The sequence below is a fragment of the Pseudomonas sp. OTU5201 genome (genome assembly GCF_038440135.1).
Lineage (GTDB): Bacteria > Pseudomonadota > Gammaproteobacteria > Pseudomonadales > Pseudomonadaceae > Metapseudomonas > Metapseudomonas resinovorans.
On the sequence record NZ_JASATC010000001.1, the window covers coordinates 198,155 to 222,194 of the forward strand.

The window sequence follows — 24,040 nt, forward strand, 5'->3', positions numbered from 1 at the left end:
CTCAGTCGGATTGCCTAAGGGGGTTGCCTGCGCACTGCGCGGCGGCAGCGGGCGCTTCGGCCCACCACCCCACCAGACAGAGGCAGAGCGCCACCAGGTTGGTGGACAGAGGATTGAATGCCTGGATCAGCAAGCTCGGAGTGAACAGCGCCACATCCAGCAGTAGGCCGATCAACAGCGCCGCCGCCAGCGCCAGGGGCCAGCGCTGTTTGCGTACCCGCAACAGGATCAGCGCCAGGGTGATTTCCGCCAGTCCGGCAATGGTCGTTACCTGCTCCACGCGAGTCAGGCCATGGGCGGCAATCATCAATTTCTCGTCGGCGCTCAGCCAGAGCAGTTTGGGCACCAGACCGTGGTAGAGGAACAACAGCGCCAACCCCCAACGGGCCAACGAGGCGAAGCGACGTGATTCAGCGGTCGGCATTCAGGAAGCGCCCCTCATGGTCGGGCGACGGCAACAGGCAGACATCGTGCCGGCCGAAAAGGCGGTAGCGATTCAGGGCAATACGGTCATAGCACCAGTCGCGCAGGCCCAAGGGCAGAAAGCGGAAAACGCCCAGCAGCGGCCAGGGGGCCGGCAACTGACGGACGATTCGTGCGATGGCCTCGGAGCGGACGAACAGCTCGCGGCCTTCCACATAGAGCATGGTGGCGAAGCTATCGGTGGGCAGGCCGAACCAGCGCAGGATCGCCTGCCCTTCCACCGACTGTACCGAGGCAAGCTTGAACACCCGCGCCCGGTCATGGCGGATCAGGAACTTCGCCCAGCCGTTACAGAGCTTGCACACCCCGTCAAACAGCACGACGCGCTCGCCGGAGCGGACATGGGGCGGGTACTGCTCGGCATCCATCACGATGCTCCTGAATCCACGAGGAAGTGCCGTCGATGGTAGCCGATCTCCCCGGATACCGGTGCTCAGCCTCAGGCCGGGTCGCCCCACCCCACGGGATAGAGCAGCTCCTCTTTGTAGCCCGCCCAGACGCGCACGGCATCCGGGAAGGCTTCATCCAGGGCCGGATCACCACTGTCCACCAGCAACGGCCGGCCCTCCAGGGTAGCGAGCTTGCGTTTGGTGGCGACCACCCTCAGGTGATCCAGACCGATGGCCCGCAGCACCCTGGGGCTGATCTGCTGGTTGCCCCGGCCGATGATGTGCCCTTGGCCGCCGATGGCCGTGACCAGCAACCGCGCCGGATGGCCGTCCACCAGCGCGAAAAGCTGGCTTTCGGTCACGTCTCGGGCGATCACCAGACCGTTCTCGACCACGTCGACGCCCAGCAGCGTGGTGTCCAGCCCCAGGTTGGCTGCCAGGCCATGGAGGGTGGAGCCCGGCCCGAGTACATAGCGCACGCCCTCCTCCCAGCTGTCGTTTAGCCAGTCGGCCAGGTCCACCAGCACCAGCTCTTCCGACTCCATCCCGCCTTGCTTGACGTGCTGCATGAAGTGGCCTTCCTCGGGCACGGTCAGCTCGCCATACCAGCGCGCCGCGACCTTGCCGTCACGCAGGGCCGCTTCGTCCAGGTCGCGCACCTCGCCACTGGCCAGGCGCACCAGGCCACCCTTCACCAGGCGCCGCGCCAGTTCCCCGGCGGCGCGCGGGCTGATGGCATAGACGCCGGAGTGGATCTTCACGCCGGCGGGAATACCCAGCACCGGCTGGCCTTCACGCACTGCGGCGCTGACATCCCGCGCCGTGCCGTCTCCACCGGCGAAGAGAATCAAGGCAACGCCGGTATCCTGCAGGGCGTCGACAGCATGCCGAGTGTCCTCTGCAGAGGTCATGGGGCCGTCGAGATGGCCTAGTACGCGGTGGTCGAAGCCCATATCCGCCAACAGGTCGGCGCCCATCGGGCCGGGGAAGGTGAGGAACTGGATGCGCCCGACAAGCGGCAGCAGACATTCCAGGGCCAGGCGAGTGCGCGCTGCCGCACGGGGCTCCGCGCCTCTGGCAAGGGCCTCTGCGGCTACGCCGTCGCTACCCTTGAGCGCAGCCGGGCCGCCCAGACCGGCCAGGGGATTGATGATCAGGCCCATATGGAACAAGGACATGCTTACCTCGAACTGAACTGTCGCCCCGCACTGGGGGTCCACCTACCACGACCAGAACATTCGCAGTTGGCATATTCAATGCTAGTGTTTCTTGGTCGTTCTTTTTTCTGGCGTAACGTTGGCGCCAACTGTCACCGCGCTTTCATCTATCCTACCTAGACTGCGCGCACCACCTGAAGAGGAGACAGGCCATGAGTTTGCATGACAGCACTTCCGATCGCCGCGTGATCCCGCTACGGAATCGTCGTCCCGTAGGCGGCGCCGTCATCGACGCCCAGGGCCGTGAGATTCCCATCACCGAATCCATGATCCAGCGCGCCTGCCAGGAACTGCACAAGCAGTTGGAGTCTGAGCTGAAACAGGCTTGAGCACTCCTGGCCCGGGGTGATTCCGGGCCACTTCCTACACCAGTTCCGCGCCCAGCGCCCGGACAATCTCCGCCAACCTGGGGGCTTCCCCCATCAAACGCACCCGCAACCCGTCGATCTCCCGGCGCACCGGATAGTGCTTGCGCAGGGCATCGAAAGCAGCGCGTCGCTTCGCCTCATCGCCCACCAGGCTGCGACGGAAATCCGCATCGTCGCGGCGCGGGTCATACACCGCGCGGCACAGGGTCGCCAGCGCCCAGCTCGGGTCGCAACTGGCATCCAGGGCCAGTTCCCCCAGCCAGGGGGTCGGTAGCAGCTCATCCAATTGCACACTTTCCGCTTGCCCACCGACCCGGCACCAGGCCTGGTAGATCTGCGCCGTGCCGCGCAACTTGCCGTCCAGGCTGTATCCGGCGATGTGCGGCGTGGCGATACGGCAAAGGCGCGCCAGCTCAACGTCCGCCCGGGGCTCGCCTTCCCAGACATCCAGCACCGCGCGCACGTCCGGGCGGCGGCCAAGCAGCTCGCGCAGGGCCTGGTTGTCCACTACGGCACCACGGCTGGCGTTGATCAGCCAGGCACCGGAGCGCAGCCGCGCAAGGCGACCGGCGTCCAACAGGTGATGAGTCGGGTGCCCACCGCCGCTGTCCAGCGGCGTGTGCAGGCTGATGGCGTCGCAGTCGCGAAGGATGGTCGCGAGATCGACGAAGTCGCCCCCTTCAGTGGCCTGCCGCGGCGGATCGCACACCAGCACCCGCCACCCGAGACCACGCAGCACGTCCACCAAGCGCCCGCCCACCTGGCCGGCACCCACGACGCCAAAGGTGCGCGAACCGAGGTCCACGCCTTCGTCCTCGGCCAGCACCAACAGGCTACCGAGCACGTAGTCCACCACGCCGCGGGCGTTGCAACCGGGGGCGCTGGACCAGGCGATACCGGCCTCGGTGAAGTAGTCGAGGTCCAGGTGATCGGTCCCGATCGTGCAGGTGCCGACAAAGCGCACCGGGCTACCCGCCAGCAGCGCGCGATCGACGCGGGTCACCGAACGCACCAGGAGCAGATCGGCGTCTGCCAGCGCGGCAGCATCGATGGCGCGCCCCGGCAGACGGCGTATTTTCCCCAAGCCGCCAAAGAAGGCATCGACCAGGGGTATGTTTTCGTCGGCAACAATTTGCATGGCAGGCTCCGGCAGAGAGGCCGTCATTTTACGCAATCCCCTCGGCAGATGCCCGTATCACGGGCCGTCGCCCCTCTTTTCTGACCAAGGCGTCAGGGCGTAGACTAGGCGTCCCTCAGCCTCCACGTCCCGTTCCGCCGGCAGCCTCTGCTGCAAAGGCTGGGACCGTGCACCGTCGCGAGCCCGTCGCGACCAGGCAACGCCCAGATTCCCGTCAGCCACCCTTTGCATGGACACCACCGGTATGCCCGGAGGATGACTTATCGATATGGAACTATCAGTGACCCAACCTCAAACCCGTTTCAGCCGCGCCAGCACGGAACTGCGCGCGCTGCTCAAGCTGGCGGCGCCGATCATGATCGCCCAGCTTTCCAACACCGCCATGGGTTTCGTCGACGCGGTGATGGCCGGCCGCGTCAGCCCCCGCGACCTGGCTGCCGTGGCGCTCGGCAACTCCATCTGGATTCCGGTGTTCCTGCTGATGACCGGCATCCTCCTTGCCACCACCGCCAAGGTCGCCGAGCGCTTTGGCGCCGGCAAACCGGACGAGATCGGACCGCTGGTGCGCCAGGCCCTCTGGCTGGCGCTGGTGGTAGGTATCTGCGGCGCCTTGCTGCTGATCAATGCGCGCCCCGTTCTGCAGCTGATGGGCGTGGACCCTGACCTGGTCGACCCGGCCATGGGTTACCTGCACGGCATCGCCTTCGGTTTTCCGGCGGTGGCCCTCTACTACGTGCTGCGCTGCTTCAGCGACGGTCTGGGCCGTACCCGCCCGAGCATGGTGTTGGGCATCTGCGGCCTGCTGCTGAACATTCCCCTGAACTACATCCTGATCTACGGCCACCTCGGCATGCCCGCTCTGGGTGGCGTGGGCTGTGGCTGGGCCAGCGGCGCAGTGATGTGGTTCATGCTGCTGGGCATGCTGAGCTGGGTAACCCGCGCCCCAGCCTACAAGCCGAGCCGGCTGTTCGGCCAGTTCGACAAACCGCAGTGGTCGATGATCAAGCGCCTGCTTTCCATCGGCGGCCCCATCGGCATCGCCGTATTCGCCGAATCGAGCATTTTCGCCGTGATCGCACTGCTGATCGGCGGACTGGGCGCCACCGTGGTGGCTGGGCACCAGATCGCGCTTAACTTCAGCGCCCTGATCTTCATGATCCCGTACGCCCTGGCGATGGCGGTCACCGTGCGCGTCGGCCAGGCGCTGGGCCGTGGCGAGCCGCGCGCCGCGCGCTTCGCCGCAGGTATTGGTATCGGCGCCGCACTGGCCTATGCCTGCTTGTCCGCCAGCCTGATGCTGTTGTTCCGCGAACTGATCGCGAAAATGTACTCGCCTGATCCGCAAGTGATCGCAGTAGCAGCCATGCTGATTGTCTACTCGGCGCTGTTCCAGTTCTCCGACGCCATCCAGGTAGCGGCTGCTGGCGCCCTGCGTGGCTACCAGGACACCCGCGCGACCATGGTCATCACCCTCTTCGCCTACTGGGGCATCGGCCTACCGGTGGGTTATGCCCTCGGCCTGTCCGACTGGCTGGGCGAACCCAGTGGGCCCAAGGGGCTTTGGCAGGGGTTGGTGGTGGGCCTGACCTGTGCTGCGGTGCTGCTCAGCCTGAGACTGGCGCGCAGCGCACGGGCAAGGATTCGCCGCTGACAAAAAAGGGCTGCACTGAGCGGCCCTTTTTTCATTCACATTGGCGTGAGACCAGCCGGGGCTCGCTGAACGCCAGCCCCCGGCTCTGCACGCGCGCAGGGTTCATGTTCGAGCCTGGGGCGAAGCAGAAGGGCATCAATCTGCCTTCTTGCGAATCCAGTAAAAGTAGGTGCCGGCCTCTTCCGACTGGTCCAGCAGTTCATGGCCAAGGAAGACACAGAACTTCGGGATATCGCGGCGCGTGGAAGGGTCCGTGGCGATCACCTTGAGCAGGCCGCCGGCCGGCAGGTCGCGCACTTTGTTGTGCAGCATCATCACCGGTTCGGGGCAGTTCAGGCCGGTGGCGTCGAGGATGGCATCAGGCTGTTGGGACATGGGGCACTCCAAAAACTGGCGGCTATTGTGGCGCAAAGCCGAGTGTCCGCCCAGCCTTGCCACGCGTACTGCGACGTCCGGCCACAGCGCCACACAACCTTGGATGGGCGTTCCTGGCCCGCTCACTCGGGCAAGCTGGACGGAACATGACCGCCAGCGGAAATCCGATGCGCCCCACCAGTCTGATTCTCATTCTTCTCCTGCTGGGCGGCTGCGCTGCCCGCGAGCAGCTTCCCGACTACAGCACCCTCACCGACCGCGCGCTGCCTGCGACCCACTTCGAGACAGTGATCACCGCCCGGGACGGCACCCGGCTTTCCGCCACCGTCTTCCAGCCGGCGCTGAAGCCCGGCGAGCAAGCGCCCCTGGTCGTTCACACCCACGGCTGGGGCGGCTGGCGGGTGACCGGGCCGGACGGCTTCTACGGCCAACAGATGATGTCCGGGCGAGCCGCGCTCAAGGCCTGGCAGGCCGGTTTCTGGGTGATCAGCTACGACCAGCGCGGCTGGGGCGGCAGCGACGGCGATATCGAGATGATGGACCCGCGTTACGAAGTGCAGGACGCCCTGGCGGTGATCGACTGGGCCGCCGCCCACCTGCCGCGGCTGACCATGGACCGCCCCGGCGATCCACGTGTCGGCATGCTCGGCGAAAGCTATGGTGGCGCCGTGCAGTTGCTGGCCTCGGCGGAAGATCCGCGCATCGACGCCATAGTGCCCATCGCGACCTGGTACGACCTGTCCGAGGCCCTTGCCCCGGGCGGACGCATGAAAGTCGGCTGGACTGGCGTACTGCTGGGCCTCGGCATCGCCACTGGCTACGACCTGGGAAAGTTCACCCAGGCGCCTTACCTGAAGAGCGCCGGCGGCGATATGACGCCCGAAGTACGGGCGGAGCTCAAGTCCCACAGCCTTTCCAGCTACTGCCAACGCGGCCAGCGCCCGCACGCAGACGCGCTGCTGATCCAGGGCCTGCGCGACACCCTATTCCCCCTCGACCAGGGGCTGGCCATCCGCGATTGCCTGGATCAGGGCGACGCCGATGTGCGCTTCCTGGGCATGCAGGGTGGGCATATCCTGCCGCCGCCCCTGCAGCGCTGGAGCGGCTTGCCACCCTTCAACAACGAGCCCGTGCTGCATTGCGGTGGCCGCGCCATCAACCTCTATCAGGCGGTGGTTGCCTGGTACGAGGACAAGCTGCGCGGCCGGCCCGGCGTCGCCGACAGCGTGCCGGACCTTTGCCTCAGCCTCGACCTGGATCACGGCCTGGCGCTGCAACAGCCCCCGCAGATGGAGGCGCCACAGACCCTGCCGGAGACGCGCATTCGCCCGCTGACCAGCGGATGGCTCAGCCCTTCCCGCTTCATCCCGCTGCGCCAGGTCGACAACGTCAGTGGACTGGTGGGTACCGCACGGCTGCAGTTGCAGCGCGACGCCGACACACCGCTGCTGTTCGCCTCCCTGGCCGTGCGCCGCGCCGGAGGCCGCCTCGAAGTGCTCAGCGAACAGGTCACCCCACTCAACGCCCGCCAGGTTGAGCTGGCAGCCGTCAGCGCCCTGCTCCAGCCCGGCGAACAGCTGGGTCTGAAAGTCAGCGGTTTCAGCGGCCAGTACTTGTTCAACAGCTCCTGGAGCCCGCAGTCGACCACGCTCAAGGGGGAGGTCCGCCTGCCGGCGTTGATCCCCCTGGAGACGCCACTGGCCAGCCAGTGAACGGCGGCGCAGCATGAGGTTTTCCCATGGGAGCGGGCCATGTCCGAAGCCCCCGAGCGCAGCTGGTGCGTCAAGCGACTGGATGACAACGGCAACGAGTTCGTCCTGCGCGACGGCCTGACCCGGGCAGAAGCCGAGCGCCTGGTAGCGGAGTACCAGGCGCGTGGACACAAGCAGAGCTACTGGGTGGAGCGAGTGCCGGCGCTATAGCCTGCGCAGATGGCAGGTCACTTCCTCGCGGTCGTGATAGAGCTGCTTGCAGCCGATAAAGACCTTCAGCCCGCGCCCTTTCAGCCCGTCGTCAATGCGCGCCAGCAGCTTCCGCACTTCGGCGTAGCGCTGCTTCATCGGCAGCTTGAGGTTGACCACCGCTTCCTGGCACCAGCCTTCGCCCAGCCAGGTTTCAATCATCGCGGCAGTGCGCGCAGGCTTCTCGACGATGTCGCACACCATCCAGTTCACCGGCCGGCGCGGCTTGAAGGTGAAACCGTCGGCACGCTGGTGTTCGACGAAGCCGGAATACATCAGGCTCTCCGCCATGGGGCCGTTATCGACGGCGGTGACCTTGATCTCCCGCTGCACCAGCTGCCAGGTCCAGCCACCGGGGGCTGCGCCCAGATCCACTGCAGTCATGCCAGGTGCCAGGCGCTTGTCCCAATCGACGCGGGGGATGAAGTGGTGCCAGGCCTCTTCCAGCTTGAGGGTCGAGCGGCTCGGCGCCTCGCGGGGAAACTTAAGACGCGGGATGCCCATGGGCCAGAGCGCCGAGTTGTTGGACTCGGCCATGCCGACGAACGCCTGTCGGCCACTGCGGAAGGTCAGCAACAGGCGCGGCAGTTGCGGGTCGTCCTTGAGCTTGCCGGCCTTGATCAGGGCGCTGCGCAGTGGCTTCTCGAACTTGCGGCAGAAGGTGGACAGTTCCTTGCCTTCGTTGGTGTCCAGCACCTCCAGCCAGAGGCTGCCGCACACCGGGTAGCCGGCCAGTGCCTCCAACAGCACGCCGATGCGGTCGGTTTCCGGCAGCTCGACGTATTCGCCACGGGCCCACTGGCGCGGAAAGATCAACTGACTGAAACGCACCTTGCGCATCAACCGCTCGGCGCCGCCGGGCTCGCTGCAGACGAACTCGGCGCAGGCGCTATGGGGCTTGGCCTTGGAATAACCCGCCACATCGAGGTGGGCGGCGTGCTCGGCGATTTCAGCACAGACCTCACCCTCGAAACCGGGGCGGCAGTGCAACAGCAAGGTGTTCATCGGGTGGGTTCCTCCTGGGCGCGCACTATAGTTGCGCAACGCCCGTTTTCACACAGAAAAGGAAGGAAATTCCTACAGCCGGACAGCGTCATCAGAGGAGCCCGGCCCACCCTGCCGGTCGGCTGACGTGGCAGGACCCGCCAAGCGGAGCTAGGGTTTTAGCTTCCGTACGAGCAGCCGGCCCATGCCGTGTGGGCCTCAAGGAGAGATCCCGATGCCTTCCCTGGATAGCCTCAACTGCCGCCGCAGCCTCGAAGTCGCAGGCAAGACCTTTCACTACTTCAGCTTGCCCGAGGCCGCCAAGCGCCTGGGTGCGATCGACAAGCTGCCCATGTCGATGAAGGTGCTGCTGGAGAACCTGTTGCGCTGGGAGGATGACGAAACGGTCAATGCTACCGACCTCAAGGCCCTGGCCGAATGGCTCGGCCCGCGCAGTTCGGATCGGGAAATCCAGTACCGCCCCGCCCGGGTGCTGATGCAGGACTTCACTGGCGTGCCGGCCGTGGTGGACCTGGCCGCCATGCGCGCCGCCGTCGCGGCGGCCGGTGGCGACCCGCAGCGCATCAACCCGCTGTCGCCGGTGGACCTGGTGATCGACCATTCGGTGATGGTGGACCGCTTCGCCTCCCAGGCCGCCTTCGGAGAGAACGTCGAGATCGAAATGCAGCGCAACGGCGAGCGCTATGCCTTCCTGCGTTGGGGCCAGCGGGCCTTCGACAACTTTAGCGTGGTGCCTCCCGGCACGGGTATCTGCCACCAGGTCAACCTCGAATACCTCGCCCGTACGGTCTGGACCCGTGAAGAAGGCGGCCTCACCTACGCCTTCCCCGACACCCTGGTAGGCACCGATTCCCACACCACGATGATCAACGGCCTCGGCGTGCTCGGCTGGGGCGTCGGCGGCATCGAAGCTGAAGCCGCCATGCTCGGCCAGCCAGTGTCGATGCTGATTCCCGAAGTGATTGGCTTCAAGCTAACCGGCAAGCTACGTGAAGGCATTACCGCCACCGATCTGGTGCTCACCGTCACCCAGATGCTGCGCAAGAAGGGGGTGGTGGGGAAATTCGTCGAGTTCTACGGCGACGGCCTGGCCGACCTGCCCCTGGCCGACCGCGCCACCATCGCCAACATGGCCCCGGAGTACGGCGCCACCTGCGGCTTCTTCCCGGTTGACGAGATCACCCTCGGCTACCTGCGCCTCTCAGGCCGACCGGAAGAAACCGTGCAACTGGTGGAGGCCTACAGCAAGGCCCAGGGCCTATGGCGCGAACCTGGCCATGAGCCATTGTTCACCGATTCGCTCTCGCTGGACCTCGGTAGCGTCGAGGCCAGCCTGGCCGGCCCCCGCCGCCCCCAGGACCGCGTGCCGCTGCCCCAGGTGCCCAGGGCTTTCGACGACCTGCTGAACCTGCAACTCAAATCCTCCGGCACACGTGGTGCCGGCAAGGCCAGCGTGACGCTGGACGATGGCGAACGCTTCAATCTCGAAGATGGCGCCGTGGTCATCGCCGCCATCACCTCCTGCACCAACACCTCCAACCCCAGCGTGATGATGGCCGCCGGCCTGCTGGCGAAGAAGGCCGTGGAAAAGGGCCTGAGCCGAAAACCCTGGGTGAAGTCCTCCCTCGCCCCGGGTTCCAAGGTAGTGACCGAGTACTTCCGCGCGGCCGGCCTCACGCCCTATCTGGACCAGCTCGGCTTCAACCTGGTGGGCTACGGCTGCACCACCTGCATCGGCAACTCCGGGCCCCTGCTCGACCCCATCGAGAAGGCCATCCAGCAAGCGGACCTGACGGTGGCCTCGGTGCTCTCGGGCAACCGCAACTTCGAAGGACGTGTGCATCCCCTGGTGAAAGCCAACTGGCTGGCGTCGCCACCGCTGGTAGTGGCCTATGCATTGGCGGGCAGTGTGCGCGTGGATGTTGCCAGCCAGCCCCTGGGCCAGGGCAAGGATGGCCAGCCGGTCTATCTCAAGGATGTCTGGCCAAGCCAGCAAGAAATCGCCGCAGCCATCCAGAAGGTGGATACCGCCATGTTCCGCAAGGAATACGCCGAAGTCTTCGCCGGCGACGAGCAATGGCGCGCGATCAAGGTGCCCGAATCCGATACCTACGCCTGGCAGGCGGACTCGACCTATATCCAGCACCCGCCCTTCTTCGCCGACATCACCGGTGCGCCGCCGAAAGTGGAAGACGTCCACCAGGCGCGCATCCTGGCCCTGCTCGGTGATTCGGTGACCACCGACCACATCTCCCCGGCCGGTAACATCAAGGCCGACAGCCCGGCTGGGCGCTATCTGCGCGAGCACGGCGTCGCCCCTGCCGACTTCAACTCCTACGGCTCACGGCGCGGCAACCATGAAGTAATGATGCGCGGCACCTTCGCCAATATCCGTATTCGCAACGAGATGCTTGGTGGCGAGGAAGGCGGGAACACCCTGCACCTGCCCAGCGGTGAAAAACTGGCCATCTATGACGCTGCCATGCGTTACCAGGACGAAGGCACGCCGCTGGTGATAGTCGCCGGCAAGGAATACGGCACCGGCTCCTCCCGCGACTGGGCGGCCAAGGGCACCAACCTGCTGGGGGTCAAGGCGGTAATCGCCGAGAGCTTCGAGCGTATCCACCGCTCCAACCTGGTGGGCATGGGCGTGTTGCCCCTGCAGTTCAAGGAGGGCGTCGACCGCAAGACCCTCAACCTCACCGGCAAGGAAACCCTGACCATCAGCGGCCTGGACGGCGCCAGCCTGCGCCCACACATGGACCTGCACCTGGAAATCACCCGCGATGGCGGCTCGAAGGAGCAAGCTGAACTACTGTGCCGCATCGACACCCAGAACGAGGTGGAGTACTTCAAGGCCGGCGGCATCCTCCACTACGTTCTGCGGCAACTCCTGGCGGGCTAACCTCCCGGCGCGGCCCGCGGAAAAGCGCAGGCCGCGCCGCGTGACGCGCTTTCAGCCTTTCACCAGGCCCAGGTCCTGGGCACTGCGGCCGTAGACATCCTCCAACCGTTCGATGTCGTCCTCGCCCAGGTAGCTACCGGACTGGACCTCGATGATTTCCAGCGGAATCTTGCCGGGGTTGGCCAGGCGGTGGATCGAGGCGATGGGGATGTAGGTGGACTGGTTTTCGGTGAGCAGGAAGGTCTTGTCGTCACAGGTCACCCGTGCGGTACCGGACACCACTATCCAGTGCTCGGCGCGGTGGTGGTGCATCTGCAGCGAGAGCTGCGCCCCCGGCTTCACGGTGATGTGCTTGACCTGGTGACGGGAACCCGAGTCCACCGAGTCGTAGCCGCCCCAGGGACGATAGACCTGGCAGTGGCTCTGGGTTTCCTGGCGGCCACAGGCGTCCAGTGCGCCGACCAGCTTCTTCACCTCTTGCACCTTGTCCTTGTGGGCGATCATCACCGCATCACGGGTTTCCACCACCACCACGTCCTCCAGGCCCAGCAGCGTGACCAGCTTGGAGTTGCCGTGGACATAGCAATTGCGGCTGTCGTGGGTGAGCACATCGCCCTTGAGCACGTTGCCATCGCCGTCCTTGGTGTGGACTTCCCAGAGGGACGACCAACTCCCCACATCGTTCCAGCCAGCGCTGAGCGGTACCACGCAGGCCCGGGAGGTTCTTTCCATCACGGCATAGTCGATGGAGTTCTCCGGGCAGCACTCAAAGGTGCCGGCATCGATGCGCAGCACGTCGCGCTCGACCTTGCTGCGCTCAAGCGCCAGCACGCAGGTGTCGTAGATGTCCGGTTCATGGTTGCGCAGCTCGTCCAGATAGCGGCTGGCGCGGAACAGGAACATGCCGCTATTCCAGTAATAACCGCCGCTGCGCACGAACTCGGCGGCGCGGCCGCTGTCCGGTTTTTCGACGAATTGCTCGACCCGGTACGCCCCCGGCTGCAGCTCCGCCCCCTCTTCGCCACGTGCGGCCTTGATGTAGCCGAAACCGGTCTCGGGGCGTTCGGCGGGAATGCCGAACAGCACCAACTCGCCGTCCTCCGCGGCCGCCCGGCCGATCTCCAGGGCCTGGCGCAGCCCACCCTGGTCGGTGATCACGTGGTCGGCCGGCAGCACCAGCAGCAGTTCATCGCGGCCTTCGGCAAGCATCCGCAGGGCGGCAATGGCCACTGCCGGTGCCGTGTTGCGACCGAAAGGTTCCAGCAGGATGCCCTGGGCGGTCATGCCGATACCGGCCAACTGCTCGTTGACGATGAAGCGGTGCTCCTGGTTGCACACGATGATCGGTCGTTCGATGCCGTCGCCACCTAGGCGCTGCATGGTCTGCTGGAACAGCGTGTGCTCACCGGCCAGGGCCAGGAACTGTTTGGGGTACAGCTTGCGCGACAGCGGCCAGAGTCGCGAACCACTGCCACCGGACAAAATCACTGGAATCATGCCTGCTCTCCTCTCAACCCTCGAATCCACCTGGGCCGCGCCGTCTTCCCGACGACCGGCCGGATCAAGCCTCCGGCACGTCCTGTGCCGGGGAAACGCATGCTTCAGTCGCGCTCGCCCACCTGCGGTGGCGTGGCGAACAGCTGGGTGATGTCACCACCCAACCGGTAGGTTTTCAGCGGCTCGATGGAGCGGCGCCACTCTTCGGTGCTGGGCGCGCAGCGGTAGAGCGCGCAATAGGGTTCCAGCCAGGCGAACTTGCCGTCCTCTTGCAGGTCTTCCAGCTCCTGCTTGAAGCCGGTCTTCTCTTCGAAGCGCCGTGGGTTCTCGATGCCCTGCTCCACGCGCGTGGCCAGGCGCTGGATCGCCCGGTGATTGTCCGCGCGCAGGTCGATGCCGTTGGCCTGGGCGAATGCCATCATCATCATCAGCGGGCCCATGCTGTAGTTGTGGTACGCCAGGGCGCGCGTCTCGCGGCGCAGCTCGTTGGGCAGGTAGCCCTCCGCATCGACCTGCGAGACGCCGATGCGCAGTTGCGCCACGGACCAGTCGAACAGGTCGCGACGATCAACCACGACCGAAGCGGCCATCACCGCCCAGGCGGCCCAGTACTGATGGTTGTTGAGGCGCTCCAGCGGCTGGTCGCGCCAGTCCGCCACCACCTGCTGGCCGAGCCGGCCGATCCAAGCCTCAATGGGGCGGGTTTGCGCCTCGCGTCCGGCCAGGGGCTGGGATCGGGAAAACTTCAACCGCAGATAAGCCGACGAAATGCTGCCCAGGGCCCACTTGCGCATGGACTTGCCGGTATGGGTGTACTCCCGGCTCAGCAGCGCCTCGGCAGCTGCCCACTGGCCGAGCCATTCCAAGGCGCAGTCGAGGTGCCCTTCGCGCCCCAGCCGCAACCAGGCAGCCACCTGCTTGTTGACCATCTTCTCGAGTACGCGGATCTGCTCGGCCTGGGCCTGGTAGCGGGCGTTGGATGCCTTGTTCAACTGGTCCCGAGCCGGGCCGGAGCCCTCGTACTTGCTCGGAATCATCAGGTCGCCCACGTAAGGCCTGGCCACCACTGGACAGGTTTCCGCCTCGCCCTTCTTCAGCGTTGCCGGCAGGTAGTAGCCCCCGGGGGGAACCAGATCGGTGGCGCCGGCCAGGACTGGCACCAGGCTTGCCAGCACCGCGATCCAGGCCTTCACGATCCGGCTCCGGCCTGTGCGGTGCGCAGCTCCGGCCGCGCCTCGTCGCTGCGCGCCTTGCACAGGCGCGCGCTGAGCTGCCCGTCACCGCCACCTGGCAACGCCTGGACATTGAGAGAGAGGAAGGTGAGTTCGTCCCAGTCAGCGTCCTCGCGCAGCTCCAGCAGGAAGCGCCCCGGTCCCGGGCCGCGCAGGAACACCAGATTCTCCTGGCGACCGTTCATGAAGGTCAGGGTGGCGGCCAGTTGCTGCACGCTCGCGTCGTCCAGTTGCAGGTCGATCCGGTAGTCGCTGCCTTGAATCGGCAGTACGCCGTCGGCACCATTGAACAGTACCTGGTGGCTACCGGCCGCCAGGCTGGCTCGCCCCTGCAGCAACGCGGGCCGGCCCGTGCAGCCGTCCCCCACCGCAGCGATGGTCTGTCGGTAGAAATTGCGCTGGGTCAGGCTGTCGGCATCGTCCATCTCCCATATCAGCAGTTTCGGTGGCCGCTGCCGGTAGTCATCGCTCATGAGGTACGCCATCAGTGCAGCCGCATGCCCGCCCCCCGGCTGGGATGCGTTGTGCACCGGCGTCTCCAGGTTCTCCTCGAGGAAGCCGGCGAAGTTGAAGCCATCGTCAGCGTTCCCGCCGCCCACCAGCACCACTTCGGCAGCCGGTACCTGGCCCGACTCCAAGGGACGGGTGACATAGCCCTGGACGAACTGACGCGGATAACCCGTGCCGCAGGCCAGCTGCGCGGCCTTCTGCAGTGAACCGCTGCGCCCGATCAAGCCACTGGGTTGGCTGGCGAAACGCGCCTGGGGCAGGTGTTGCAGCGACGGAATGCCGCGCACCGTATCGGCCACCAGCCGCGCAGTGCGCTCCGCCCCCTGGGGCGTCCAGTGCTGGTCGCCCTTGAAGTAGTAGTCCGGCATGTCGGCCCGGGCTTCCAGCAGGCTGGCCAGGTCCGGAACCCAGATGTCCAGCTCGCGCAGGCGTGCGAGGGTCGCGCGGTAGTTTTCGCGCGCCCCGGCCTGGTCGAATCGCAACAGGTCGGCCGGCTGCAGTTTTTCGCCATGGAGCAGTCCGCGACTGGGCTGGTAGACCACCAGCAGCTCGGTGCCGTTGTGCTTGAGGGCGTTGCGCAAGCGCCTGAGTTGCTTGTAGCTGTAGTCGTCCAGGCCGAACTCTGTACGCAGGTCCTGGGCACGGCTGAACAACCAGCCATCACGGGCCTCCAGCAGGGCACCGAGTTCCGCCAGGCCCGGCTGGGCCGATTCGAGGCTGGCCGCCGCCGGGCACAGGTTGCAACAGGCTTGCGCCTCATAGGTCGGCGCGGCGCGCAGCTCGCTGGCAGCGGCCAGAAGAGTCGCCGCGACCACGCATGTGGCTCGATTCATCGCTTCACTCCTTGCTGGCCAGGCTGCCGGCGGGCTCAATCAGCACCGCCCGCTGCTGGCGCAGCAGAATGTCCATGATTTCTGCCTGGTGTTCGCCCAGCAGGCCGCTGAAGGAAATCCCCGAGGATTTCTGCGGCGCCAGGATGCTCAGCCGGTAGAGTTCCAGCCGCGTCGGGGAATGGATGGCGATGGGGCTGGAGCCATTGCCGACGAGTTGGTCGCCAACGATGCGCAGGGACACGCGCGGGTCGAAGGGGTCTTCTTCCAGGTCACGATCGGTACCGCGCAGGTCCTTGATGTGGCCGTAGATGCCGGTGAGCTTGTTGGCTGCCAGCAGGTTGCCCTGGAGGCGGACATCCAGGCTGTTGCGCACGCGTATGCCGTGCCGCTCGTTGTTCATGCTGCGGTTGTGCCAGAGCAGGTTGCGCGGGCTTTCGTAGAGGGTGATGCCGTCCGCTTCGTTCTTGTAGGTCTCGTTGTAGGCGACGACGTTGTTGACGCTGCTGCGGTCCAGGACGATGCCTGACAGCTTGTTGTGATGGGACCGGTTGTTGATGATCCAGCTGTCGTTGACCTCGCGGGAGATGATGATCCCGTGCTTCTTCTTCGTTCCGAATGCCTCGTTCTCGGCAATGATCAGCCGCCGCGAACGGTCGTGGGGGTCGATGCCGTAGACGATGTTGTCCTCGTAGGTATTGCCGAGGATGACCACGTCGTCCGCTTCGTAGCAGTAGAAGCCGTACCACATGTCGATGAAGCGCGAGTTGAGCAACCAGCCGGTAGGACGTGAGCGCTTCATCTTTGGCGCCATGCTCGGGCTGTACTGCGAGATGGAGAATCCGTAGGCCTTGCTGGCGTCGTAGCCGAAGCTCTGGATCACGCTGTCGACCACATAGGTCTCGGTGCCACCCCAGGCGAGAAAGTAAGGCCGAAACTCCTTGCCGTCGCGCCACAACGCCGGCTCGCCGATGGTCTCGCGCCAGGCACTGACCCGCGTGCCGATGATGAAGACCCGCCCGTCGTTGACCAGGAAGGCACCGGCCTCCTGGGACAGCCGCAGTTCGCGTGTCTCGCGGTCGATGTGCAGGGTGGCGCCGGGTCGCACGATGATCGGCAGCCGCGCCAGGTAGACGCCAGGAGCGGTTTCGGCGAACACCTCCCGGGGCAATTGCCTGGCCAGCGCGGCGGTGTTCATGTAGCCCTTCTCGATGAAGATGGCGCGGGGCATGCGTTTCTGGCGCACTACCCATTCCTTCAGGCGCTCTTCGCCGCCGATGAACTCGTCCAGTACGTCTTCATGCAGCATCTCCTTGATTACCGCGCGGCCCTCCGGCTTGCGCTGAATCCTGGCCTCCGCCGCCGCAGCCGTGAAAACGGACAGATCCGGCATCGCCGGCGCGGCAATCTCCAGCGGTTCGCCCGCTTCGGCGCTGAGCCGGTAGCCGCCGGCCAGTATTTCCGCGCCGGCCAGGGCACTGGCCAGGCACGCGGCCAATGCGACTCCGGACTTGATCATCCCTTGCATCTCCCGCCCCTCCCTCAAATGCGCCAGATGAAGTCGACGAAGGCGCGGTGCATGGTGGAGTCCGCGTCTTCGTAGGCATCACCAGGGAACAGCAGCCCCAGCCGCACGCGGACCAGTGCCGAAGGTTCGTCCACCCAGTCCAGCCCCGGCGGCACCAGGCCGCCCTTGATGTAGTAAGTGGCCACCAGGTCGAGTTCCTGCCCCAGGTCCTTCTCGCCGTTCACCAGAGTGGCGCTGATTCCGGAATCTCCAGTGGGCAGGTCGTCTTCCAGTCTCCAGAAGCGGTGGTAGACGAGGCTGGCGTCGTAGTCCTCGCGCACCGCCAGGGAGCCGTAGAGGGTCGCCATCTGGATGTTGGTCAGTTCGCCGCGCAAGGCCTCGCCGAAGCGATGCAGGCGAGTCCGCGTGCCGGTGAAGCTGGAACGGTTGCTCTCCAGCCCTGGTTGCACGAACTGCTCGGAATCTTCGCTGTTGGAATCCGTGCCGCCACTGCCCCTGGCGTAGGCCGCGCCGGCCTTCCATTGGCCGTCGATGTTCCAGCGCAGCCCCAGGTCCACCGCCCAGGCATCCAGATCACCGCTGCGTTCGCCGGTGACCAGGGGCAGGCCGCTGGCCGAGCTCTGGGTGACGCTGTCCTGGTCACCGGTGAGCCAGATGGCCTGCGCCCAGTAGTTCAGGGGCAGCGTGCTACGCGGGTTGAAGTAGTCGCCATCGGCCTGTAGGCCCAGCCAGGTGAGATCGCCGGTCTGGGTCTTGGTCAGTTCGTCCACGGTTTCGCCGACGCCGGCCAGGTCGCCATCATCGCGGCTGTGGTGGAGCTTGGCGCCAAGGCTGTGGCCCGGCGCCCACTGGGTGGAGATTCCGGCGAACAGGTGCTGGCGGTCCTCGTCTTCGGGAGCCAGGTCGTCGATGTCGGTACGGTACTCGCTGTAGCGCTCGGCAAGGCCCAGATTAGCCTTGAGCAAGGTGGTGTCGAACACCCAGTGCAGCGCCTCGATATGGGTATCCCACCAGGTGCCTTCATCGCTGCGCACGCGCTGCCGGCCGAATCGCAGGTGTTCGCCGGGGTACGCGGTGAGCCCGCCGTAGTCCACCCAGAACTCACGCAGCGCCAGGTAGCTCTTGTCGGCCTCGCGGGCATCACTGCCGCCTTCGCTGTCGGCGACGATGCTGTCGGACTCCAGGGTGTCGGTCTCGATGGTGTCGGTGGCGGCCACGCCCTGCGCCATCGCGTAGGCGCTCCAGTCACCCCAGAGCCCGAAGAGCCAGGGACGCACGTCGACACCCAGGCCCTGCACGTCGCCTCCTGGCCGGGTGCCGAGATCACGATCGTCCTCCGATTGCGCGGTGAACTTGATATCCAGGCCGAAACTGCGCGGCTCCTCCGCCGTGGCCGCCAACAGCTGGCCGCTCAGCAATGAGCCACCGAGGATGCCCCCCATCCAGTGCGTCATCTTCATAGCAGGTCCATACCATTGTGCAGCGGTTTAATTCGGGCCAGGCGTGCCGGGTCGACCTGCCGCGCGCCCTGCTCTTCCCGCAGGAGCTCGGCGGCGCGCTGGCGCTCGGCAGCCGTCATGGCCGGTTCCAGACCCACCACCAGGGCGGCCGCTTCCGGACGTCCCTGGCGGGCGGCGATCCGGGCGAATACGTAGGCGTTGACGTGGTTAACCTTGACGCCACGGGCCTCGCTGAACAGCTGGGCCAGGGCCAGGTCGGCGCTGCCGTGGCCAGCTCGCGCGGCCAGCAGCAGGCGGTCGACCGCCTGTTGCGGACGGACGTCCCCCAGATAGCCACGGCGATAGAGCTGACCCAGGTAGAAGTTCGCCGCCGGCTGCTCGGGCGCCGCCTTCAGCAGGTGGGCTTCGGCCTGGTGCGGGTCCTGCGCAAGCGCGCGACCGTCGTAGTAAAGGCGCCCGGTGAGCAGCTCGGCGCGGCTGTCGCCTGCCGCTCGACCGCGTTCGAGGGCGGCGAGCATGTCCTCGCTGCTGCCGAGCGCCGGGTAGTCGTAGAGCAGTTTGCCCAGGGACGACCAGGCAGCCGGGTAGCCCGGCGCGACATCCACCAGCAAGGCCTTGGCCTGGCTCAGCTCGGCCGGAGCCGGAATGGTCGGATCGGCCAGTGTGAGGGCCACGGACTCCACCCGCGCGGGCGCCACACGCCCTGCCGCGTGGGCATCGCGCAGATTTGCCAGCAACTGTTCCAGCACGGCCGGCTGATGACGCAGCCGGTAGACGGTGGCCAGCTCGACGTAGCAGATGTCCTGAACCGCCAGCAGCGCCTGGCACTTGGCCTCCACCTCGGCGAGGTGCACGGTGTAGGCGCCCTGACTGCGGTAGATGAGAATCTGCGCCAGTTCGGCCTCGGCAATACCGCTGGCGCGCCAGTCGTTCACCTGTTGCTGCGGATCGAGGTCCGGCGACAGTTGCGGGTAGCTCAGGTAGAGCAGCGTCAGCGGCACCACGGCGCTGTACTCGCCCTGGGCGATGGACTGGCTCAGGAGCGTCTCGGCCTCCTTGAGCTGCGCGTCGCTGGCGCTGCCCTGACGCGACAGCAGCCGGCCGAGGCGCGACTGCGCCCGTACCGAACGGGTCGCGGCCTGGCGGTAGAGGGTTTCGGCTTCGGCCAGGCGCGAAGGGTCGCGACTGCCCACTGCCATGTCGCCCAACGCCGTCTGCGCCTCGGGATACCCCATGCCGGCCAGAGCCTGGAAGTTCTGCCGGGCGGTTTCCGTATCACCCCGCAGCAGCGCTTCCCGCGCCAGCTGCTGGTCGGGCAGCCCGGCACAGCCCGCGAGCAGGCCGCAGCCCATCAGGGCCAGGCGTACGACTTTCATTTGCCGGCCGCCATGACCTTGTCCAGCAGCAAGTTGCCGGGCAGGCCGTCGATGACCACTTCCGCCGGGCGCCCGGCCATGTCGGTGGTCAAGGGATCGTCGGTGAGAACGGAAACCCTCAGGTCCGAGGCCAATCCGCCCTGCTGCAGGGACACAGTACTGATTCGCCCGGTGCGCGATGTACTCTCACCGGCCACCTGAACACGCACCTCGGCGCCGGGTTGCACCTTGGCGAAGGTCTTGTAGGGGAAGCGCGCCTCGATCGTGGCTTGCCCTTGCAGGGGCAACAGCTCGAACACCGGCGCTCCCTTGCCGGCCGGCTGGCCATCGCCCACCAGTTGGGCCACGACGCGGCAGTCGCAGGGGCTGGTGAGGGTGCCCTGCAGCGTCTTGCTGAAGAGCCTCTCGATGTTGTCCGGGGTCATCTGGCCTTCCGGCAGACTGTTCTTCAGCACGTCGAGCATGGTCGCGCTGAACGTAGCCAGGGGCGCACCCTTGGCCACTTCTCCGCCGACCTTCACCAACGCGGCCTGCACCACGCCTTCGCGCGGCATGCTGACGGTCTGGCTAGGCAGGCTGACCATGGCTGAGTCGGCATGGGTGACGAAGTACAGCTGATAGAGCTGGTTGAGGATGTAGGTGAAGGCGCCGACGCCGACGAGGAAGATCATCAGGCTGAAGCTCAAGGCGCGCAGGCGACCGAAGAAGCCCATGCTGGCACCGCCATCCCGCCCCTTGCGTGCCTTGGCGAAGTTGTCGCGCTGCAAGGTGTTGAGCATGTCGCCCACGGTCACCATCTCACCGCTGGTGTAGGCGGTGATCAGGTAGCGCAGCGCGGCCACCTCGCGAGGGCGCAGATTGTGGAACTCGCAACCAACGCGTGCCCCCCTGTCCTGCACCGACCGCACCTGGAACTCGACGTCGATGGCCATGCCCAGCCCGTCGACCTGGAACACCAGCTTGCCCTTGTGGTGCCCCCCTACGCTCAGCGGGTGAGTCGTATCCCGGAAGCTGAAGCCGCCAGCGGAAAGATCCAGCAGCTCGCTTTCCAGTGTTTCGCGATTGGGGCCAAGGAAGCGCACCTTGGCCGGCATCTTGAGGCGCGCAAACTGCCGCTGGGCCTCGGACTCATGGACGATATTGGCATTGCTGGCAACACCCGTGGCTGTACTCATCATTCCCTTCCTTTGCGAAACGGTTTTGTCCCCTGCAGGGCCGGCCCTTCAGCCACCCCACCCCCTTACACAACGCTCATGAGCACGGCCAGGAAGACACTGGCCGCAGAAAAGGTCATGGCCCTGGAGGACCAGGTGTTGAACCCGTTCTGGAAGCTCGCCAGCCCGCGATCCAGCCGCGTGTTCTGCCGCGTCCAGGATTGCCGGTCGAGCCGGAAGAAGACGTAGACCTTCACCAGGGCGCCGAGCACCTGGTTGTAATAGAGAATCAGCGGATAGGCCGGCCCGACCGGGTGCCCGGAGGCCACCAGCAGCAGGGTCAGTGCCAGCCGGGTCAGGCCGATCCAGAGGAGGTAGATCAGCAGGAACTGGATGCCGTACTTCAGGCTGGCAATGATCGCGACGGCCGGTCCCAGCAAGCTGGTCCACATCGCCACGCGCTGGTCGGCCAGCACCAGGCAGGTGAACCAGCCCAGGCGGCGCGGTCCCAGGCGCAGGGCGCGGGAGTTCTGCCGCAGGTTGTTGCCATACCAGCGGAACATCAGCTTGCGGCTGGCCTTGAAAAAGCTTTTCTCCGGCGGGTGCTCCACGGTGTTGATGGCGGCATCCGGCACGTAGAAAGTGTCGTAGCCCAGGCGCATCAGGCTGTACCAGCTGGACTTGTCGTCACCGGTGAGGAACTGGAAGCGGCCGAGCCGCCAGTGGTCGAGGTGATCGCTCTCCACATCGGCGATGAAACCGGGATTGGTAACCACCTGGGCACGGAATACCGACATCCGCCCGGTCAACGTCAGCACGCGCCGCGACAGGGCCATGGAGCACATGTTGATGTGGCGCTGAGCGAATCGCAGCTTGTGCCACTCGCTCATGATGTAGCTGCCACGCACTTCGCAGAACTCGTTGGTGGTGAGCCCGCCAACCCGGGGCAACAGCTTGAAATAGGGCGCCGTCCGACGCACCACGCCAGGCGTGAGCACGGTATCGCCGTCTACCACGGCCACCACCGCGTTCTCGTCCGGTAGCCTCCGGGAGATCGCGCGGAACCCGAAGGCCAGGCCATCGCGCTTGCCGGTACCGGCGATGCGCACGAAGTCCAGGCTGACGCGCGCAGGCGGATCGAGCTTCTGCCAGAGGCTCTTGACCAGCAGCTCGTCGGACATTTCCACCAGGGAGCACACCACGGTGGCCGGATAGCCGCAGTCGATGGCCTCCTGGATCACCGAGCGGTAGACCTGGGCCGTGGTCAGCGCGTCGATGCGAAAACTGGTGACCAGCAGGAACACATGGGACGGGGCGGCGGACTCACCCAGCTTGCGCGCCTGGCGCCGGTACCAAGGGAACACGACATAGAGGAACAGCATGCCGCGCAGGTAGTGGATCGCGCCCATGGAATAGCGCCAGATGCCCACGGCGCCCAGCAGCAGCAGGAAATCCCGCGACTCTGGATCGAACACCGATTGCGGCATGGCCAGCGCCAGCAGCATCAGTGCAGTGCAGAAGAACATCCAGCCGGCGCCCTCGCGCAGACTGCTCGCCAAGCCATCCATTCGCATCCCCCCTGGAACGCCGCTCCCCGACCCCGTCGCCTTACCGGCTCCGGGGCTTGGCGTCCGGTCCGTTGGCTACCAGCAGATACCTTCCATGCCCGCGCCGCTGCGCGACTTCATGAACCCCACCAGGTCGATCACCGTCTTGCCCGCCGGCATCTTGTCCAGCAGTCCGGCGAACTGCTGGTCACCATTGCCGAGAACGATGACGTCGGCCTGCTCCACGACCTCGGCCAGGTCGGCGCGCAGCAGGGATGACACGTGGGGGATCTTCGACTCGATGTAGTCCTTGTTGGCACCGTAGACCCGTGCGTATTCGACGTTCTGGTCGTAGATGTGCAGGTCGTAACCCTTGCCGATCAGCATCTCGGCCAGGTCGACCAGGGGGCTCTCGCGCAGATCATCGGTACCGGCCTTGAAGGACAGGCCGAGGAGCCCGACACGGCGTTTTTCATGGCCGGCAATGAGGTCGAAGGCACGTTCGACCTGGACCCGGTTGCTGCGCATGATCGAGTGCAGCAATGGATGCTCGATGTCCAACTGGCCGGCGCGATAGGTCAGCGCACGCACATCCTTGGGCAGGCAGGAGCCACCGAAGGCGAAGCCTGGGCGCATGTAGTACTTGGAGAGGTTGAGCTTGTGGTCCTGGCAGATCACCTCCATCACCTCGCGGCCGTCGACACCCACGGCCTTGGCGATATTGCCGATCTCGTTGGCAAAGGTGACCTTGGTTGCGTGCCAGACGTTGCAGGTGTACTTGATCATCTCCGCTACTTCGACGCTCTTGCGGATGATGGGCGCGTCCAGCTCGCTGTAGATGGCCTGCAGCAGATCTCCGGATTGCGAATCCAGCTCCCCGATGACCGTCATGGCGGGGTAGTCGTAATCCTTGATCGCAGTGCTCTCACGAAGGAACTCGGGATTCACCGCGATGCCGAAATCGACACCGGCCTTCATTCCCGAGGACTTCTCCAGCATCGGGACGACCACGTTCATCACCGTGCCGGGCAGTACCGTGCTGCGCACCACCACTGTGTGGCGAGTCGTCTTCTCCGGCAGCACGCTGCCGATCTGCTCGCAGACCTGGGCGATGTAGGAAACGTCCAGGTCGCCGTTCTTCTTGCTCGGCGTTGGCGCGGCAATGAAGGAGATGTCGGTGCTCAGCACCGCATCACGCACATCCAGGGTGCCGCGCAGGCGCCCACTGGCCACACCCTGCTTAAGTAACTCCCCCAACCCCGGTTCCACGATGGGCGACTTGCCCTGGTTGATCATCTCGATCTTCAACGGGGCGATGTCCACCCCGACGATCTGGTGCCCCCGCGCCGACAGGCAACCGGCACAAACGGCCCCCACGTACCCCAATCCGAAAATGCTGATGCGCATTACACGA

At 65.8% G+C, this 24,040-nt stretch carries 20 protein-coding genes; 5 read left to right on the forward strand and 15 right to left on the reverse strand.

Annotated features, from left to right (window positions below; genetic code table 11):
• Position 1 precedes the first annotated feature (1 nt).
• From AAHM40_RS00990 to AAHM40_RS01000, 3 genes are all read right to left on the reverse strand, one after another.
• On the reverse strand, positions 2-424 hold the full coding sequence (locus AAHM40_RS00990) for a DoxX-like family protein (RefSeq protein WP_342243029.1): 423 nt from the start codon (positions 422-424) through the stop codon (positions 2-4).
• Complete coding sequence (locus AAHM40_RS00995) at positions 411-851, reverse strand: thiol-disulfide oxidoreductase DCC family protein (RefSeq protein ID WP_342243030.1); 441 nt, start codon at positions 849-851, stop codon at positions 411-413. The genes AAHM40_RS00990 and AAHM40_RS00995 overlap by 14 nt, the downstream gene beginning before the upstream one ends.
• A 71-nt stretch (positions 852-922) precedes the next feature.
• A complete protein-coding gene (locus tag AAHM40_RS01000; protein ID WP_342243031.1) occupies positions 923-2,050 on the reverse strand; it encodes an ATP-NAD kinase family protein in 1,128 nt (375 codons plus the stop codon).
• Between the two features lie 191 nt (positions 2,051-2,241).
• On the opposite strand from AAHM40_RS01000, the gene AAHM40_RS01005 reads away from it, so the two are divergent.
• Positions 2,242-2,418 carry a PA1571 family protein gene (locus AAHM40_RS01005; RefSeq protein WP_342243032.1) on the forward strand — a complete coding sequence of 59 codons (177 nt, stop codon included), beginning with the start codon at positions 2,242-2,244 and terminating at the stop codon, positions 2,416-2,418.
• A 34-nt stretch (positions 2,419-2,452) separates the two neighbouring features.
• Here AAHM40_RS01005 and pdxB read toward each other — a convergent pair whose 3' ends face one another.
• Positions 2,453-3,595, reverse strand: coding sequence for a 4-phosphoerythronate dehydrogenase PdxB (pdxB, locus tag AAHM40_RS01010; protein WP_342243033.1), 1,143 nt, complete (start codon positions 3,593-3,595; stop codon positions 2,453-2,455).
• Between the two features lie 268 nt (positions 3,596-3,863).
• Between pdxB and AAHM40_RS01015 the strand changes: the two genes are divergently transcribed.
• Complete coding sequence (locus AAHM40_RS01015; protein ID WP_342243034.1) at positions 3,864-5,246, forward strand: MATE family efflux transporter; 1,383 nt, start codon at positions 3,864-3,866, stop codon at positions 5,244-5,246.
• 135 nt (positions 5,247-5,381) lie between these two features.
• Here AAHM40_RS01015 and tusA read toward each other — a convergent pair whose 3' ends face one another.
• Positions 5,382-5,621 carry a sulfurtransferase TusA gene (gene tusA / locus AAHM40_RS01020; RefSeq protein ID WP_028630883.1) on the reverse strand — a complete coding sequence of 80 codons (240 nt, stop codon included), beginning with the start codon at positions 5,619-5,621 and terminating at the stop codon, positions 5,382-5,384.
• Positions 5,622-5,767: 146 nt separating this feature from the next.
• Between tusA and AAHM40_RS01025 the strand changes: the two genes are divergently transcribed.
• Positions 5,768-7,333, forward strand: coding sequence for an alpha/beta hydrolase (locus AAHM40_RS01025; RefSeq protein ID WP_342243035.1), 1,566 nt, complete (start codon positions 5,768-5,770; stop codon positions 7,331-7,333).
• A gap of 39 nt (positions 7,334-7,372) precedes the next feature.
• Complete coding sequence (locus AAHM40_RS01030; RefSeq protein ID WP_171016566.1) at positions 7,373-7,543, forward strand: hypothetical protein; 171 nt, start codon at positions 7,373-7,375, stop codon at positions 7,541-7,543.
• Here the strand turns inward: AAHM40_RS01030 and rlmM are convergent.
• Positions 7,538-8,587, reverse strand: a complete 1,050-nt coding sequence (gene rlmM, locus AAHM40_RS01035) for a 23S rRNA (cytidine(2498)-2'-O)-methyltransferase RlmM (RefSeq protein WP_342243036.1) — start codon at positions 8,585-8,587, stop codon at positions 7,538-7,540. The two genes, AAHM40_RS01030 and rlmM, sit on opposite strands and share 6 nt — an antisense overlap.
• 214 nt (positions 8,588-8,801) lie before the next feature.
• Here rlmM and acnA point away from each other — a divergent pair, with 214 nt between their 5' ends.
• A complete protein-coding gene (acnA, locus tag AAHM40_RS01040) occupies positions 8,802-11,492 on the forward strand; it encodes an aconitate hydratase AcnA (protein WP_342243037.1) in 2,691 nt (896 codons plus the stop codon).
• A 51-nt stretch (positions 11,493-11,543) separates the two neighbouring features.
• Here acnA and AAHM40_RS01045 read toward each other — a convergent pair whose 3' ends face one another.
• The 9 genes from AAHM40_RS01045 to AAHM40_RS01085 form a co-directional block, all read right to left on the reverse strand.
• Positions 11,544-12,989 (reverse strand): mannose-1-phosphate guanylyltransferase/mannose-6-phosphate isomerase, encoded by a 1,446-nt coding sequence (locus AAHM40_RS01045; protein WP_342243038.1) that lies wholly within the window; start codon positions 12,987-12,989, stop codon positions 11,544-11,546.
• A 104-nt stretch (positions 12,990-13,093) separates the two neighbouring features.
• Entirely contained in the window at positions 13,094-14,182 is a 1,089-nt protein-coding gene (locus AAHM40_RS01050; RefSeq protein WP_342243039.1) for a mannuronate-specific alginate lyase, read from the reverse strand.
• Positions 14,179-15,564 (reverse strand): alginate O-acetyltransferase AlgX-related protein, encoded by a 1,386-nt coding sequence (locus AAHM40_RS01055; protein ID WP_342243040.1) that lies wholly within the window; start codon positions 15,562-15,564, stop codon positions 14,179-14,181. The genes AAHM40_RS01050 and AAHM40_RS01055 overlap by 4 nt, the downstream gene beginning before the upstream one ends.
• 4 nt (positions 15,565-15,568) lie before the next feature.
• The gene (gene algG / locus AAHM40_RS01060) at positions 15,569-17,089 is read right to left on the reverse strand and encodes a mannuronan 5-epimerase AlgG (protein WP_342243041.1); all 1,521 of its coding nucleotides are present in this window, start codon (positions 17,087-17,089) and stop codon (positions 15,569-15,571) included.
• A 14-nt stretch (positions 17,090-17,103) separates the two neighbouring features.
• On the reverse strand, positions 17,104-18,543 hold the full coding sequence (locus AAHM40_RS01065) for an alginate export family protein (RefSeq protein ID WP_342243076.1): 1,440 nt from the start codon (positions 18,541-18,543) through the stop codon (positions 17,104-17,106).
• A 2-nt stretch (positions 18,544-18,545) separates the two neighbouring features.
• Complete coding sequence (locus tag AAHM40_RS01070; protein WP_342243042.1) at positions 18,546-19,925, reverse strand: alginate biosynthesis protein AlgK; 1,380 nt, start codon at positions 19,923-19,925, stop codon at positions 18,546-18,548.
• Positions 19,922-21,100, reverse strand: coding sequence for an alginate biosynthesis protein Alg44 (locus AAHM40_RS01075; protein ID WP_342243043.1), 1,179 nt, complete (start codon positions 21,098-21,100; stop codon positions 19,922-19,924). Before AAHM40_RS01075 ends, AAHM40_RS01070 begins: the two co-directional genes overlap by 4 nt.
• A gap of 65 nt (positions 21,101-21,165) precedes the next feature.
• Complete coding sequence (locus AAHM40_RS01080; protein ID WP_342243044.1) at positions 21,166-22,647, reverse strand: glycosyltransferase family 2 protein; 1,482 nt, start codon at positions 22,645-22,647, stop codon at positions 21,166-21,168.
• 75 nt (positions 22,648-22,722) lie between these two features.
• Positions 22,723-24,033: a nucleotide sugar dehydrogenase gene (locus AAHM40_RS01085; RefSeq protein ID WP_342243045.1), complete on the reverse strand. Its 1,311-nt coding sequence runs from the start codon at positions 24,031-24,033 to the stop codon at positions 22,723-22,725.
• Positions 24,034-24,040 lie beyond the last annotated feature (7 nt).

Coding starts and splice junctions, on each gene's coding strand:
- AAHM40_RS01015 (WP_342243034.1), top strand. CDS start 3,864: ATGGAACTATCAGTGACCCAACCTCAAACCCGTTTCAGCCGCGCCAGC.
- AAHM40_RS01080 (WP_342243044.1), bottom strand. CDS start 22,647: ATGGATGGCTTGGCGAGCAGTCTGCGCGAGGGCGCCGGCTGGATGTTC.
- rlmM (WP_342243036.1), bottom strand. CDS start 8,587: ATGAACACCTTGCTGTTGCACTGCCGCCCCGGTTTCGAGGGTGAGGTC.
- algG (WP_342243041.1), bottom strand. CDS start 17,089: ATGCAAGGGATGATCAAGTCCGGAGTCGCATTGGCCGCGTGCCTGGCC.
- AAHM40_RS00995 (WP_342243030.1), bottom strand. CDS start 851: ATGGATGCCGAGCAGTACCCGCCCCATGTCCGCTCCGGCGAGCGCGTC.
- AAHM40_RS01070 (WP_342243042.1), bottom strand. CDS start 19,925: ATGAAAGTCGTACGCCTGGCCCTGATGGGCTGCGGCCTGCTCGCGGGC.
- AAHM40_RS01025 (WP_342243035.1), top strand. CDS start 5,768: ATGACCGCCAGCGGAAATCCGATGCGCCCCACCAGTCTGATTCTCATT.
- AAHM40_RS01055 (WP_342243040.1), bottom strand. CDS start 15,564: ATGAATCGAGCCACATGCGTGGTCGCGGCGACTCTTCTGGCCGCTGCC.
- AAHM40_RS01065 (WP_342243076.1), bottom strand. CDS start 18,543: ATGACGCACTGGATGGGGGGCATCCTCGGTGGCTCATTGCTGAGCGGC.
- pdxB (WP_342243033.1), bottom strand. CDS start 3,595: ATGCAAATTGTTGCCGACGAAAACATACCCCTGGTCGATGCCTTCTTT.
- AAHM40_RS00990 (WP_342243029.1), bottom strand. CDS start 424: ATGCCGACCGCTGAATCACGTCGCTTCGCCTCGTTGGCCCGTTGGGGG.
- tusA (WP_028630883.1), bottom strand. CDS start 5,621: ATGTCCCAACAGCCTGATGCCATCCTCGACGCCACCGGCCTGAACTGC.
- AAHM40_RS01005 (WP_342243032.1), top strand. CDS start 2,242: ATGAGTTTGCATGACAGCACTTCCGATCGCCGCGTGATCCCGCTACGG.
- AAHM40_RS01075 (WP_342243043.1), bottom strand. CDS start 21,100: ATGAGTACAGCCACGGGTGTTGCCAGCAATGCCAATATCGTCCATGAG.
- AAHM40_RS01085 (WP_342243045.1), bottom strand. CDS start 24,033: ATGCGCATCAGCATTTTCGGATTGGGGTACGTGGGGGCCGTTTGTGCC.
- AAHM40_RS01045 (WP_342243038.1), bottom strand. CDS start 12,989: ATGATTCCAGTGATTTTGTCCGGTGGCAGTGGTTCGCGACTCTGGCCG.
- acnA (WP_342243037.1), top strand. CDS start 8,802: ATGCCTTCCCTGGATAGCCTCAACTGCCGCCGCAGCCTCGAAGTCGCA.
- AAHM40_RS01000 (WP_342243031.1), bottom strand. CDS start 2,050: ATGTCCTTGTTCCATATGGGCCTGATCATCAATCCCCTGGCCGGTCTG.
- AAHM40_RS01030 (WP_171016566.1), top strand. CDS start 7,373: ATGTCCGAAGCCCCCGAGCGCAGCTGGTGCGTCAAGCGACTGGATGAC.